Here is a 15,044-nt window from a genome sequence, read left to right as displayed (position 1 = left end):
GCTTACGGATCTCGCTATAGTGTCAGAATGTGCCCTCCGTCAAAGAAATAAAGCGCACATCCCTTTACCTTTGTTTTTGCAATTTGCTCAACTGCCTTCGTATACAGCTGAATTTGCGTTTCATATCGTTTTTTCAAGATCGGGGCCGCTCCTTCAAAGCCGTGCTGGAATTTGCCCTCAATCCGATCTGATTTATAGTCCAGGAGATATAAACCGTCCTCCGTTTCGTAGAGACAATCAATAATTCCCTGCACCAACAACGGCTCATCCGCCTCCTGTGCATCAGGATAGATCTCCTTGGCGGGAAGCGCTAAACTGAATGGCACTTCCCTGTCCTTCCATTTAGCGCTGATCAGCTGTCCGCCGATTTCTGTATGAAAGAATTGGACGATTTCTTCTATATCAATAGCCGCTTTTTGTTCTTCAGTGAGCAGCTCTTTTTCATAAAGCTTGTGAACCGTCTGCTCCGCTTCTTCTATCGACGGTACATGTGTAAGCGCGATATGCTGCATAACCGTATGCATGGCTGTCCCTTTCTCCGCCGCTGTCAGGCCTTTTTTCATCATAAAAGCGGGACGCCTGTACAAAATGCTTCCGTCAGCCGGTTTAACGGGCGCCCTGCCGCTGTATTCATCCTCGTACTCTCTTTTCCTCTTGATCTCAGAAACCGATTGCTTTGTGCGAATTTGCGTCACTTCGTGATACGGATATGTCCAGCTCAGCTGCTCGCGGGCTTTTTCATCAAACGCAAACGAGCCGGGAACTGGTTCACCTCGGCGGATCGCTTCTAAGCGCTCGCTTTTTTCTTCCATTCTTTCTTCCAGATCATCATCCAGCAAATCATAGGAATGGATCATTTGAACCGCAAAACGAGCCGGGTGGCCTGATATGTCAGCATGCGCTGCTGGGGCACCGTTTTCAGCCAAAGCCTCCAAATCTCTGTGTCTGGCCAGAGCCGGACCGATGAAATCTAAATAGGTTTTTGCCTGGTAGCGGTCAAATTCAGGGAGAAGCCAGTCAGCTTGGGATGCAGATGCCTGCCATTTTGCTAGCTGTTTCTGATGATCCTTGCACGAGCCAATCAGAAACAGCTTTTCCTTCGCTCTCGTTAATGCAACATAGAGAACACGCAATTCCTCTGACAACAGCTCCCTGCGCATTTTTTTCTTCATTGCAATGAGCGGAAGCGTCGGATAGCTGATGCGCAATTGCGGATGAATAAACTTCGTGCCAAACCCGAGCTCCTTGTCGAGCAGATACGATTTGTTCAAATCCATCATGTTGAAATTCCGGCCAAGGCCTGCTGCAAACACGACTGGAAACTCAAGCCCCTTACTGCTGTGGATCGTCATTAATCGGACAACATCCTCCTGCTCGCTAAGCGCCCTCGCCGTTCCGAGGTCATCGCCCCGCTCCTGCATGCGTTCGATAAACCGCAAGAATCGGAACAGACCGCGAAATGCCGTCGATTCATATTGGCGCGCCCTGTCATAGAGAACACGCAAATTGGCCTGGCGCTGTTTTCCGCCCGGCATCCCGCCGACATAATCCATGTATTTCGTGTCGCGGTACACTTCCCAAATGAGCTCAGACACCGAATGGTTTTTCGAAAACGCGCGCCATTTTTGCAGGTGTCGGTAGAACGTTTCCAGCTTTTGATAAAGCTCGTCGTTTCGGTCGCCGGCAGCCAAGTAGTCTTTCATCGCTTCATAGTACGGCGCTTTCTTATTTTCAAGCCGGATCAAAGACAGCTCGTTTTCATCTGCTCCGACAATCGGTGAGCGCAGAACAGAGGCAAGCGGTATGTCCTGATACGGGTTATCGATCACCTTTAGTACAGAAAGAGTGACAGCGACTTCAACCGCTTCAAAATACCCTGACGTCAAATTGGCGTAAACCGGTATGCCTTGTGCTCTCAGCTCCTCCATGATTTGCGGCGCCCACGGCATCGAACGTAGCAAAATGACAATATCGCGATATTGAATGTTGCGGTGTGTTTTCGTTTTTCCGTCATATACCTTAAACGGCGATGAAATCAGCTTGCGAATTTCCTTTGCGATCGCTTTCGCCTCGAACTGCACCGTTTCCAGTTCTTCTGCTTCCTCACCTGCATCCGTCTCTTCCGAGTTGTCGATCAACAGCAGCTCCGTTTCCGTCTCATCACTGTCCGGATATGCCGCGCCAAGCTTCAGTTCAGCCTGCTCGTCATAATCAACCTCACCGATTTTGCCGCCCATCAGCTGTTTAAATAAAAAGTTTGTGCTGTCTAAAATATCAGTCCGGCTTCGAAAATTTTTATTCAAGTCGATTTTCCGCCCCGTGCCCTCACCGCTCTCTGTAAACCGTTTGTATTTGGAGAGGAAAAGAAGCGGCTCTGCCAGCCTGAATCGGTAAATCGACTGTTTGACATCTCCTACCATAAACAGGTTACCAGTCTCCTCCGGCCCGCTTGTGACGAGCTGCAGGATCGATTCCTGCACGAGGTTGGTATCCTGATATTCGTCAACGAGCACCTCATGAAACTGCTCCTGATAAAATCTTGCAGCCTCGCTCGGCTCCCGTTCACCTTTGTCATTCTCAGCCGTCAAAATCGCCAAACAGTAATGCTCCAAATCAGAAAAATCTATAATTGATTTTTCCTGTTTCGCAGCTTCGAACCGTTTTCCATAGCTGATGACAAGCTGTACGAGTGTTTCAATAACAGGCTTCATGTCAGCTAAGCTTTTCAAATGCTGTTCAGGGCTTCTTGTGAAGTAGTCGGTTTTGAGCTTTTCAAGCAGTTTTTTTGCGCCATTTCTTAAATCCGTCGCTTCATCAAGCAGCGCAGGGTCAAACTCGTCCCCTTTTACTGCCTTCGCGCGCTTAAAAGAAACTGCGGGCACCCGCTTATAAAGTTCAGTAAAATCGTCCTGATACTGAATCAGTTCATCAATCTGCGCAAGATCGTCAAGGAAATTGTCTGCGCGCGGCGCGGGGCCGCCCGGCGCTTTCGTCAGCTCAAGCCCGCGCTGCAGCTTTTCCTTCGACCCGTTAAGCACCATTGCAATATCCTCTTTGACATATGGATAAAACGGCAACTCCTCGATGGCGCTCTTTTCTGATACATCATACAAATGGACAAAGCTTTCCAGCCATGCCTCCGGGTTGGGATGAGATCGGGAATACTCGTACACCTGTTTAACGAGAAATTGCAGATCCAGATCGTGCCGGTCTGTCGTGTAGCGGTCAACAAGCTCAAAGAACGCCGTTTCGCCCTTTGCGTATTCGTCTTCAAACAGCTCGTCCAGCACTTCATCTCCAAGCAGCTCGCCCTCAGTTTGATCGGCAATCCGAAAGCCCGGATCAAGATCGATCAAGTAGTAATATTTCTTCAGCACTTGCAGGCAAAAGGAATGAAGCGTCGAAATGCTGGCCCGATTTAAAAGAGACAGCTGGCGTCTGATATGCAGCGATCCCGGGCGTTTTACAAGCTCTTTTTCCAGAGCATCCGCGATCCGGTGCTTCATTTCTGCCGCTGAGGCGTTTGTAAAGGTCACAACGAGAAGCCGGTCTACATCAATCGGGTCTTCTTCAGCGGTAATTTTCCGGATCATTCGTTCAACAAGTACAGCGGTTTTACCGGAGCCCGCTGCCGCTGCCACAAGAATATCCTGGCCGGTTGAAACAATGGCATTCCATTGGTCATCTGTCCATGTGCTGTCTGCCGGTTTAGGAATGTTCATTGCCATCCGCCTCCTTTTTTATCCATTCAAGTATCGTCTTGTCCTTTTCTGCCTTTAACGTGCGGTACTCGTTTTCTTCTAATGACTCATCAAATTGGCATACTGATTTGAACGCACAGTATGTGCACGGCGTCTTGTTCTTCATTTTATACGGCTCAATGGATACGCGTCCGTCGGTGATTTGTTCGCCTGCTTCTTGGAAGGTGCGGCGCACATGCTTCGTCAGCAGCTCAAATTCCTTTTCTCCGACTGCGGCTGAATCCGATCTGAGAGAGCCGTCTTTCTTCAAGCCGGCGTTGATGATATTTGACCGTCCCTCTTGAAGGGTTGTATCCATGAGGCGAACCACTTCCTGATCGCCGAGGAGCAGGCCCTTCATCTTAAATTTCTTAAAGATCTCCTGTTCAATCTCATCAAGCCCGAGCGGGAGGTTAGATTGAATCATCGGGTCATGAATATGGAAATACAGCACTCCGGCAGGTGTCGCTCTCATTCCGAGCCAGTCGGCTGAATGAGTAATCGACAAATCAAGGTACGTCAGCATTTGCAGCGCCAGTCCGTAATATACTTCTGCTAAGTCAAGGCCTTTGTCGCTTGATTTATAATCGACAATCCTGAGGAGCAGGCCTTTTGAGCTTTCCGCTTTATCGACACGGTCAATACGCCCGACGAGCTCCATCGTGCAGCCGTTTTTCAGCTTGAAGGTCAGCGGCGGAAGCGGCCCTTTTCCTCCAAAGCCCAGTTCAAGCCCGATTGGCACGAATCCGCTCGCTTTCGCATGCTCGCTTAAAATGCCGGACACGCGTGTCACAATTTTTTGCAGTTTTTCCTTTACATAATAATGCCGGTTTGAGCTGAGCAGAATTTCCTTTTGCAGCTTCGGCGCCAGCCGTTCTACCGCATCATAGGAAAACAGCTCACACTGCTCTTTTGTTAAATCGCGCCAATCCATTTTTTGTTCGCGCAGCCGGTCTGAAATCAGCTTTAAGCTGGAATGGAACAGCTGGCCGATATCCGGTGCTTCGAGCTTAAAAAATTGCCGTTCCTTCAGATGAAGACCGTGTGATGCAAAATGGGAGAACGGACACGCGTTAAAGGTTTCCATTCTCGATACACTGCCCTGAATTCGTTCACCATAGAGCTGTCTCGACACGCTGCGTTCAAGCTGCTTCACTTCATTTCGGAAAAATAGGCTTGAGAACAGCTTTTTCGATTGCAGCCTGTCCGGCTCATTCATCAGCACGTTGTATGTGCTCCACCAGACGTCGCTGATGTCGTATTCCCGAGTCCATAATCTAAGCTGGCTCGCGGTAAAGGACTGTGCCACGCTTTTATTGACGACATACATCAGCTGTTCCTCATCGCTGACCTGCTCGGGTTCATTTGTCAACAGGCGCTCCTTATGCAACGGAAACAGTTCTTCCAGCCGCTTAATGATAATTGACGGCAAAAGTGTTTTTCCTTCCGCATCAGCAATCGGATACGTTACATAAAGCCGGTCAGACGGACTGGAAAGTGCCATATAGATGAGGAAATGCTCATCAAGCAAACGCTCCCTTCCTCCCGAGGAAAGCTCAACCCCAATTGTTTTCAGCCATTCCCGGTCATCATCTGATAGCACTCCGTTTTCATCAGGGCGCGCCGGCAGAACGCCGTCGTTTGCCCCCAGCACAAAGGTGCAGGAGGTGCCGTACATCCTGGACAAATCCATATTGCCGACAAACACCTGGTCAAGCGCAGGCGGAATTAGAGAAAATGTAAGCGACTCCGCACCGGCTTCCATCATTTGCTGAAACAAATCAAGGGAAATCTCATCATCTCCCATCATTTTAACAAACTCCTCAAGCAGCTGCATGACTGCATCCCACGCCTGCTGATGCTGCTGCGCCTCAACGATTCTGCCGTCTTCCTCAGCACGCTGTCTTTCCTGATCCAGCTTCAGCGGGACATCTGTCTCTTCTAGATAACGGTAGAGCGCCTCCGCCTTCTCCTGAACCGTCTTTGCTTTTTTCATTCGTTTCTGGAGCTGAAGAAGCGGCGGAACAATCCAGTCGCGTGTGGCATTCAGCATGTTTTCCATTTCGATTTCCTGATCTGTCTGGGCAAAATCATCATCCAATGACACAAAACGTCTGTAGCGGAAACGGTCGCCCTTTGTCCAGCGGTCACCTTTGATCCCATAGGCGATACAGTAATTTTCAAGCTGATCGACCTGTTCTCTCACCTTTGCTTTCGGCTCGTTAAGCGGGAATAGCAGTTCGGTTTTCACGCAGCGAAACACCGCCTCATAACGCCAATTCCCTTTCAGAACATCTAGGCTAGACCGGATAAATTCGATTAATGGATGGTTCAGCATAGATGCTTTTCCATCAATGAAGTAAGGAATCTCGTAATCTGCGAAAACTTCCTTCACCATATCCTTGTAATCTTCCGGCTGGCGCGCAAGAATCGCTACATCCTTATATCGATAACCCTTATCTCTGACAAGAGCGTGAATTTCCCGGGCAATACCTTCCAGCTCAGCTCGTCTGTTTGCGGCCTGCATCACAGTAAAGGCCTCTTGTTCTTCTGCGTACGGGACGGCCGGACGCGCTTCATACTGCGCCTCTAAATGTGCCAATTCCGGCGTGCGCCCATGCCGTTCAGTCCCGTTCAGCTCTTTGTACGTAATGTCCAGATTCAGTTCCTTCGCCTTCTGGTGCAGGCGGTAATAGGTTTTTCCCGTCATTCTGAACAAATCCAGTTCATGCGGCTCCCGCTCATATGACGGCTTGTCCGCTGTCAGCGAAAACGTAATGTTTTCCGCATGAACCATAAGCTGCTCCAACACCCTAAATTCCTGCGGCGTAAACTGATAAAAGCCGTCCACATAGATATGCGCGCCTTTTATATCTTCCGCAAACGGAATATGCTCTGCCAGCAGTGTCAAATAATCCTCAGAGTGAAGGTATTGATCTGCAAGGCTTTTTTCCATCTGCTGATACAGAATCGATAAATCATGAAGCTTTTCGGATAAAACACGTTCTCCGCGATACTCGGAAGCCGTTCCGCTTTCCGCCATCCTCCGGATATCTTCCGGTTCAAGACAGTAGCGCTTAAATTCTGTCAGCATCCGTTCAACCTGTGCAGTAAAACCGCTTTTGTCACTCGCTTTTTGATAGACTTTGAACTCCTGTTTATGCTCCTCAATGAGCTTCCGCAGGAGCATCTGTACGCCTGTGCTCGTAAGAAACGGCCTGCTCATTCCTCCCGTATGCTGGAGGATACGCCAGGCCAATCGTGAAAAGCTGAACACTTGGGCACGTATCATTCCGCCCATATCAGGCGTTTTAGCAAGCTCATATTCCATCAAAAACGTCATTTGATCCGGGACTAGAAAAATGATCGGTTTCCCGAATGGAGCCCGGCGCAGTTCATCCTGAATGCTGTCGATGATCAGCTTCGTTTTTCCACTCCCGGACCTGCCTACTAAAAACTCTGCTCCCAAATTAGAAGACCCCTCTCTTTTTATCTTTCTATATTTTATCGAATGTTGACGAAAATGACCAATCTGATCTATTGGTAAAAACGGCCTTTTCGCATATAAAAAGCTGATTTTCTCCGCACAAGTCTCCCTGCCCTACATATACTTTTAGGGAAGCCCAATTCCTTAAGAATGGAGTTGACCCCTCTTGTATTACAGCTACTACCCCTATCCGGCGCCATACCGGGCAGATCCTGTTTTGATTCAGAATCTGAAAAAGGCCATTCATGCAGAATTCAGCGCGATTCAATGCTATCGCAAGCTTGCCGAACTTACCCACCGCGACGACGTCAGAAAACAGATTGAAGAAATCAGGCGTGACGAAATGCGCCATCTTCGTGAATTTTCCACACTGTACGGAGCCATTACCGGCAAGCCCATCATGCCGAAACAAACAGAGAAATGCCCGGACAATTTCACGAGAGGACTGGACGCCGCTTTTAAGGATGAACAAAGGACGGTCGACTTTTACTTGCGCACAGCTGAAGAAACCTCAAACTTAAAAGCAAAAGGCATCTTTACGCGCGCCGCACGCGATGAACAAAATCACGCTGTTTGGTTCCTGTACTATCTGATGGAACATTAGATATACCCGCTCAGGTTATATGTACATATCCCTTCCCCGCAAACACACTCAGCAGTTTTTTTCACATGCAGCCGGGAAACATAAAACATACACTGAACAGGGGGAATCAACCATGGAGCACACTTCACAAGCATGTATGGAGGCTTGCATCAACTGTATGGAGGCTTGTAACCATTGTTTTACAAAATGCTTGGAAGAAAGCGCGCAGCACGATCTCAGCGGCTGCATCCGGCTTGACAGGGAATGCGCGGATATTTGCGCTCTGGCAGCCAAAGCGATGCAAACGGACAGCCCGTTCATAAAAGAAATCTGTGCACTTTGCGCCGATATTTGTGAAACGTGCGGCACAGAATGCGAAAAACATGATCAAGATCATTGCCAGGCATGTGCAAAATCCTGCTATGCCTGCGCTGAACAATGCCGCAGCATGGCAGCGGCATAAAAAACAGAGAGGGTTCATGAAAGAACCCTCTTTTTCATTTGGACAGCCACACGGCGTACAAATCGACCCACCCCTCTTCATCAAGCACCAGGCCTTTCACATTCTCACTTGATGTCACCTGGAGCACATTTTGATACAACGGAATCGCATTGAACTCCTGTATAAGCTGGCGGTCAATGTCCCGCAGCATATTGATTCTCAAGCAGCGGTCAGGCACCGAAAACATGCGGTCTGTCATTTCTGAGCACATCTGTTTCATCTGTTTAGATAGATGCTGATACAAAAAACTGTTCCCGGACAGCAGCAAGTGCAGAAAACCAAAATCGCTGTCTTGATAAAACGTCGCACTATCATGAATGATATCCGCCATCTGCACGATGTCGGCGCGGCGCAGATCAGCAGAATCATAGAATTGAAGTGTAAGCCTGATACCGTGCCGGGCGCAAACATTTTGAATCCACTCCGCGTCCTCACGATGATCCGTTTCCGAAAAGGTAGAAAGCACCAGCGTTTCTCCCTTGTATCCGCTTTGCTTCAGCAATTCAGAAAATGAAACGCCTTCCCACTCAAAAGGACTCTGATGCAAAAAAGACGTAACCGGGATTCTGCGGTGCCCTCCCGCTTCACGAACGAGCCGTTCAGAGGAAATCAGCAGGCGGAGCGCTTTTCTAAAGCTTCGATGCTGAAGAGGCCCCTTCTTTTTCAGATTGAGCGACAAATACTGAACATGCCGCTCATCAAAAACAGTTTGCCGCTCGGGACATGGTTGTTTTTCTTGAATGGTAAAACCGTTCATCTCTCCGGCTTGCTCAGAAAACACAAACTCCACGCGATCCAAAAAGGGCCGTTCCTTGAAGTAGCGCTCATTGGCCTCAAGCACCAGCATCCGGCCGTGATGCTGCATCACCCGAAAAGGCCCTGATCCATTTATCCCTCCGCCCTGTTCTGCGGGCAGTATGGACAAGCGTTCATCACAAAGAACATACGGCAAAAGCTCATTCGGCTTATCAAGTATGAGCTCCACACAATAAGGCCCATTTTCTAAGACTTGTTTCACTCCGTGCAGCAGCCATTTAAACGGGTTGTCAGCTTGTGCCATAAAGCGTTGAAACGTAAACACAACATCCCGCGCCGTCAGCGGCTGTCCGTTATGAAAAGACACACCCTTTCGAAGAAAAAATCTCCATCGTTTTTTCTCCTCTTCCCATCCATGAACCAAATGAGGTTTGGGCTCCTGCACATCCGGATCTAATGTGAGCAATGTATCAAATATTTGTTTGACGAAGTGCCCCTCAGACCGCAAAAATATCTGGCACGGGTCCAAACTGCGGACAGCTCCAGGGGTGATGAACAGCCGAAGCACATCCATCGCTCCATCCCGGCTGGCCTCTGTTACAAAGCCAAACACCTTAGAAAACCACATATCATACTCGTTTCCAAGCCCAGGAAACGCGGACTGATACTGCTGAAGCAGTTCCTTTGCCTTTTTAAGCTTTCCAGCCATTGTATATTCCTTGGCAGTTTGCAGAAGCAGTTCCTCCGGCTGGCGAAGAAACGCGATTTTGGACTTGCGGCCGCGTCCCGCCCCGCTTTCCCGGATAATCCAATTCTTGTTCTCCAGCTTATGCAAAATGAGCTTTGCATTTCGTTCTGTACAAAATAAACAGGCAGCAATCTCAGCGAGCGACATTTCGTTCATTTGCCCATACGCAGCGCGTCCTGTTTTTACAAGTGCCACGTAGTGCTCAATCAGCTTCAATCCCCGCACCTCCCGACAAAAGGGGAATCTTTTTCTCTTCTTTTCTTCACTTTTTGGGCCGCTGCCCCTTCTATACACTACTACTATATCAAACAGCGAAAGGCGGCGATCACATGTTGACCAGCTTTCAATCGATAAAATCGAGATACAGCGCTCCCGTTTGGCTCCGCTTTTTCGGCGAAATGCTGACAAGCCTGACAGGTGCAATGATGGCCCCTTTTATGGTGCTGTATCTGCATGAACAATTAAACGGCAGTATCATGATTCCAATGCTGATCATCAGCCTTCAGCCATTTGCCGATATTTGCTTGACGCTCGTTGCGGGAAGAGTGGCGGACCAGCTCGGACGGCGAACAGCGATTCTGATCGCATTGCTTCTGCAATCAGCAGCAATGACGGGATTTGTTTTTGCTGAACATGCGTATGTTTTCGCCTTTCTCTATGTCATGAATGGCATCGGGAGATCGTTGTACATTCCTGCTTCCCGGGCCCAAATGGCCGAAAGCACGCCGGAAAGCAGACGTTCTGAAGTATTTGCAATGATCAATGCAATCTATTCGGCGGGCCTGACGGCAGGGCCGCTGCTGGGGATGCTGCTGTACCAGTATAACCCCGTGTGGATATTCGCTTTGGATGCCGCGGCATTGCTCATCTACTTTCTGATCGCTGCACTGAAACTGCCAGAGACAAAGCCGCTAAACACAACTGTAACACTGGAAATGTCTGCGAGCTTTATGATATACAGGCCTGTCCTGCTTCTTTTGCTGCTTTCTCTCCCCATCAGCATGCTATATGCACAAACCGAAACAACATATAGGCTGTTCAGCAAAAATATATTTTCTGATTATTTGTTCATGCTGACCATCTACTCGGCAGCAAAAGCTTTATTCAGCTTTGTTCTCCAAGTACCTCTTGTCAAAGGGACAGAAAAGCTTTCAATGAAAACAATCCTTTTCATTACTTATATCTGCTACTCCCTTGCGGCTGCCGGCTTTGCATGCTCAACTTCCCTGACAATGCTTTTAGTGACGGCAGCGGTGATGACGGTTGGCGAAAGCATCGGATTAACTCACATCCAGACCTTCATAGCAAGATTGGCACCGCCCCATCTGCTCGGCCGGTTTTATGCAGTGTACGGTCTGCATTGGGATATTTCCCGTGCAATCGGACCTCTGGCAGGCGGGATGATCCTGGCATCGTTTGGCGGAGAAGTGATTTTTTATTTCCTTGCCGCATGTATCCTGACAACGGGTTTATGCCTGACTTACACAATAGATAAACTCGAACACAAGTCCATAAGAAAAATGAATGGCTAATCGAAAATAATTCATAATTTCTTTATCAATGAAAATATATTATAGTAATAATACATTCACTACGTGAACAATTAGAGCGTTACGTGTAAAGGAAGAAGGGTTTTATATTGAAGAAAGACGAAAATCTCCTCAAAGATCTATGGTTTATCGCAATCAGTGCAGCCGGGGGATTTATTCTTTCATTAACCGGAATATCGATTGGATGGATGATCGGAACGCTGATTGTTGCCTGCTGCCTCGCCATGATACGGCCGGCATGGCTGATGATGGCGCCAGACCAAAAAGGAATTAACCGCCGGTGGCTCGCCCTCGGGCAGATGATCCTCGGCATTGAATTGGGCCAAAAGCTGAATTTATCCGTTCTCTCTGTTCTCAAAGACCATTGGTTTTCAGTCGGCATTATGCTGATATTGTCTATACTTCTGGCCATGCTGTCAGGGTATGTGCTTTGGCGTTTCAGCAAAACGGATATGATGACAAGCTTTGTCGGCACCGCTCCCGGCGGACTTTCCGCCATGCCGAGCATCGCACAGGAGGTCGGCGCCAATACTGCTATTGTCAGCCTCGTTCAAATGATGCGGGTGCTGCTCGTGGTGCTATCTATTCCGTTTTTGGTCATCCTGATCTATTCAAAACAAGATAGCTCAGCAAGTGCCGCGGCAAAAACGCTTTCCACAGCAACGACAGATTTTAGGCTTGCTCCCGTTTTATGGACCACCATTCTTATTCTCGCTGCCTGGGGAGCCTGCAAAGCTGCAAAACGTTTAAAGTTCCCGGCTCCATGGCTGCTCGGCAGCATGCTCGGTGTGGCACTTGTGCACGTTGGCGGAGCTGCGGTGACAGGGCATGACATGATGGCATGGTGGCCGTCACAAGCGAACCATGTGTCGCAGGTATTCCTCGGGGCAACGATCGGCTCGAAGATGTACAAAAGCATGTTTTCTGGCGTTACCCGCATTATCATCGTCGGGTTTGTCTCGTCCGTCGGCTTAATCGCAGCTATGTTTTTGAGCGCCGTGATCGTTTCCAAGCTGACAGGAATCTCACTCATCACTTCTGTTCTGGCATTTGCGCCCGGCGGCATTGCAGAAATGGCGACGACGTCTGTAACCTTGCATGCTGATTCCACCTTTGTCGTTGCAGTTCAGGTCATACGCGTCATTCTGGTTATCGCCCTGCTGCCGCCGTTTTATCGCTTGCTTCACCATCTTCATGGTGAGAAAAAAGACAAAGAGAGCCCAATTAGCGGCAGTAATGCCTAATTGGAGAAAAAATCCTCCCATGGTACACTTACAGCAGAAGGGAAAGGGGTGACTCTTTTGCTTCGCGACAATCCCGAGAAAACAATGCACTTATATTACGGAATATGCTTAGGAATTTGGCTGATTTATAATGTGGTGACATCCGGCTCCCCTGGACTGCCGCTTATGATTTTAGCCGGAGGAAATCTGATTTACCTTACCATCCTGAAAAAGAAAGAAGAAACGTGAAAAACACGCACCTCAGTGCGTGTTTTTTATTTAAAAACGTTGTGAAGACCATCTTCCATTTCTTCTGACGACGGATACCATTTTGTCACCAAATCCCGAAACAGCCGTTCCGCAAAAAGAATCTCTTCCTCTGTATACCGGTCAAAAAATGACAGAAAACGCTGTTCGACCTTCTGATGATAATATTTATGCAAATTGTGAAGTTTTTTCCCAGCCGGCGTCAGTCGGAAGTAGACCTCCTTTTTGTTATCGCTAAGCTGAGTTCTATGAAGGAATCCCGCACTGAGCAATTTTGTGCTGATGCGCGATACAGTCGCTTTTGTCGTATTCATTTTTTCTGCTATAGACGTGACATTGATTGGTTCATTGTCACCGACACACGAAAGAACATGAATTTCTGTCATCGTCAATTGGGATTTACTCCCGTGCTCGGCATCCAGCTTCTTCAATTCGTCGGATAAAAAGGCTTTAATAAGCCCCTCCCATTTCTCCTGCTGATGAATAAGCTCCGCATACAATTCAAAAAGATTGCGTTTCGTATGATCTGTGTCCATCGGGTTTTCCATCCTTTTTCATTCGATTGTTTCTTCTATCATACCGTTTTGTTACTGATGAAACAATCGAATTGCGTTACACTCGGCTGATGGCGGGAAGCCAGCGGCTAATCCCTTTTTGAATCACCTCGGCACAATCGGGCGCCGATGCATCTACCGCCCAAGCAACATGTCCGTCAGGGCGAATCAATATTGTATGCACGTCCCGCCACTCTTCATTCGGTTCTGTAAGCGAAGCGTTTACCGTGCGTAAGCCTTTACCTTGGGCATGACCATCAGCATCTTGCATCAATGACAGCAAAACGAAAGTACCCTTTTGAAGACAGCTGTACAGCCGCTCCATACTGCCGTCGGAAAGAATCAGCTCCATATCAGCCACTCTTGCCCCGTTCAAACGATGCGGCGGCATATTGGGATCAGGTTTATACCTGACATCAAGCGCAGAAATTTGCCCCGCTACATCTCGGTTCACTTCAGGATAGGCGAGCAGCTCGGACATCATACTACGTAAATGGAGACCGGCTTGAGTAAAATCGATCAGCTTTGTCTGCGCCTCCGTGTTTCTCAGAAGGCCTTCAGCAACCGGATGCCGTTCCTCATGATAGCTGTCCAAAAGCCATGAAGGCGCAGATCCCTTAACAGCCGCTGCAAGCTTCCATCCAAGGTTCATCGCATCCTGAAGGCCGACATTCAGCCCTTGGCCGCCCGCTGGAAAATGAATGTGCGCCGCATCTCCCGCAAGAAAGATCCTGCCGTCCCGATACCGCTTCGCTTGGCGTGCGGCGTTCCCGAACCGCGACATCCACGAAGGCTCGGTTAAACCGAAGTCACTCCCGCAAATTCGCATGAGATCCGTTTTCAGCTCCTCCCCAGTGACAGGCACATCTTTCGGCGTCTGCGTGCGATAAGGGCTGATCACGACGACACGGTATCGGTCAGGAGAAAGCGGAACAATCATGACACCCCCCTCTTTTGTGCAAAGGGACAGCACGCCTGACGGCGGCGGAGAAAGGAGCGCCACATCTCCAAGCGATGCAGTAATGGTGCTGTCTGTTCCCGGAAACTCAATTCCAGCCTGTTTCCGGACAGTACTTCCTGCTCCATCGGCACCAACGGCAAACATACTTGTGATCGTCCTCACACTGCCATCCCGATCCTTGAAAATGATTTGCGCCTCTGATGCGTTTTGCGTAACCGTCAGCACCTCTGCCCCTCGAAACACCTCTGCTCCCAAGCTTCGCGCATGCTCCTCAAGCAGCTGCTCTGTTTTAGCCTGCGGAAGCAAAAGCGTATAAGGACAGCTCGTTTCCAAGCCTGAAAAATCAAGACGGGTATCCAGCATTGAAAAGTGCCCGGATGGTATCTTGCTTCCGCAGGATATGAAACGCTCTAAGATCCCTCTCATTTCAAGAAGCTCGAGCGTGCGGGGATGCAGCGTCAGTGCCTTGGAATGCGGGACAGGCTTTTCAAGCCGCTCAATTACACATGTCTTCACTCCGGCCATCGCAAGCTCAGAGGCCACCATAAATCCAACCGGGCCTCCACCTATAATCACTGCTTCATAATTCATCTTCATCACTCCTTTTGTTTCGTTTGAAACAAATTTAAAGATATTGAAAAATAAACACAACTTAAGAAACAAACCACATTAT

Annotated in this window: 10 protein-coding genes; 5 read left to right on the top strand and 5 right to left on the bottom strand. The window is 48.7% G+C overall.

Features of this window, described 5'->3' with window-relative positions:
• Window positions 1-14: 14 nt before the first annotated feature.
• Window positions 15-3,722, bottom strand: coding sequence for a helicase-exonuclease AddAB subunit AddA (gene addA, locus MOB98_RS02765; protein WP_268357915.1), 3,708 nt, complete (start codon window positions 3,720-3,722; stop codon window positions 15-17).
• Window positions 3,709-7,209 (bottom strand): helicase-exonuclease AddAB subunit AddB, encoded by a 3,501-nt coding sequence (gene addB / locus MOB98_RS02760; RefSeq protein WP_268357913.1) that lies wholly within the window; start codon window positions 7,207-7,209, stop codon window positions 3,709-3,711. Before addB ends, addA begins: the two co-directional genes overlap by 14 nt.
• Window positions 7,210-7,393: 184 nt before the next feature.
• Here addB and MOB98_RS02755 point away from each other — a divergent pair, with 184 nt between their 5' ends.
• A complete protein-coding gene (locus MOB98_RS02755; RefSeq protein ID WP_268357912.1) occupies window positions 7,394-7,831 on the top strand; it encodes a ferritin family protein in 438 nt (145 codons plus the stop codon).
• A gap of 112 nt (window positions 7,832-7,943) precedes the next feature.
• Entirely contained in the window at window positions 7,944-8,273 is a 330-nt protein-coding gene (locus tag MOB98_RS02750; protein WP_268357911.1) for a four-helix bundle copper-binding protein, read from the top strand.
• A gap of 34 nt (window positions 8,274-8,307) precedes the next feature.
• Here the strand turns inward: MOB98_RS02750 and MOB98_RS02745 are convergent, their stop codons facing one another.
• Window positions 8,308-10,032: an ABC transporter substrate-binding protein gene (locus tag MOB98_RS02745; RefSeq protein WP_268357910.1), complete on the bottom strand. Its 1,725-nt coding sequence runs from the start codon at window positions 10,030-10,032 to the stop codon at window positions 8,308-8,310.
• Window positions 10,033-10,145: 113 nt separating this feature from the next.
• Between MOB98_RS02745 and MOB98_RS02740 the strand changes: the two genes are divergently transcribed.
• From MOB98_RS02740 to MOB98_RS02730, 3 genes are all read left to right on the top strand, one after another.
• A complete protein-coding gene (locus MOB98_RS02740; RefSeq protein ID WP_268357909.1) occupies window positions 10,146-11,348 on the top strand; it encodes an MDR family MFS transporter in 1,203 nt (400 codons plus the stop codon).
• A gap of 107 nt (window positions 11,349-11,455) precedes the next feature.
• Window positions 11,456-12,610 carry an AbrB family transcriptional regulator gene (locus MOB98_RS02735; RefSeq protein ID WP_268357908.1) on the top strand — a complete coding sequence of 385 codons (1,155 nt, stop codon included), beginning with the start codon at window positions 11,456-11,458 and terminating at the stop codon, window positions 12,608-12,610.
• Window positions 12,611-12,838, top strand: a complete 228-nt coding sequence (locus tag MOB98_RS02730; RefSeq protein WP_268357907.1) for a hypothetical protein — start codon at window positions 12,611-12,613, stop codon at window positions 12,836-12,838.
• A gap of 26 nt (window positions 12,839-12,864) precedes the next feature.
• On the opposite strand, the gene MOB98_RS02725 is transcribed toward MOB98_RS02730, so the two are convergent.
• Together MOB98_RS02725 and MOB98_RS02720 are read right to left on the bottom strand one after the other, a co-directional pair.
• The gene (locus MOB98_RS02725; protein ID WP_268357906.1) at window positions 12,865-13,392 is read right to left on the bottom strand and encodes a MarR family transcriptional regulator; all 528 of its coding nucleotides are present in this window, start codon (window positions 13,390-13,392) and stop codon (window positions 12,865-12,867) included.
• 76 nt (window positions 13,393-13,468) lie between these two features.
• Window positions 13,469-14,968, bottom strand: coding sequence for a monooxygenase (locus MOB98_RS02720; protein ID WP_268357904.1), 1,500 nt, complete (start codon window positions 14,966-14,968; stop codon window positions 13,469-13,471).
• Window positions 14,969-15,044 lie beyond the last annotated feature (76 nt).

Source organism: Bacillus sp. N13C7 (assembly GCF_026790065.1).
Lineage (GTDB): Bacteria > Bacillota > Bacilli > Bacillales > Bacillaceae > Bacillus.
Note: the sequence above shows the minus strand (reverse complement) of the source record. Positions and strands in the feature narration are given on the sequence as shown.

What these genes read in the sequence shown, in the direction of transcription:
- MOB98_RS02740 (WP_268357909.1), top strand. Translation starts at nt 10,146, where the DNA reads ATGTTGACCAGCTTTCAATCGATAAAATCGAGATACAGCGCTCCCGTT.
- MOB98_RS02725 (WP_268357906.1), bottom strand. Translation starts at nt 13,392, where the DNA reads ATGGACACAGATCATACGAAACGCAATCTTTTTGAATTGTATGCGGAG.
- addA (WP_268357915.1), bottom strand. Translation starts at nt 3,722, where the DNA reads ATGAACATTCCTAAACCGGCAGACAGCACATGGACAGATGACCAATGG.
- MOB98_RS02720 (WP_268357904.1), bottom strand. Translation starts at nt 14,968, where the DNA reads ATGAAGATGAATTATGAAGCAGTGATTATAGGTGGAGGCCCGGTTGGA.
- MOB98_RS02750 (WP_268357911.1), top strand. Translation starts at nt 7,944, where the DNA reads ATGGAGCACACTTCACAAGCATGTATGGAGGCTTGCATCAACTGTATG.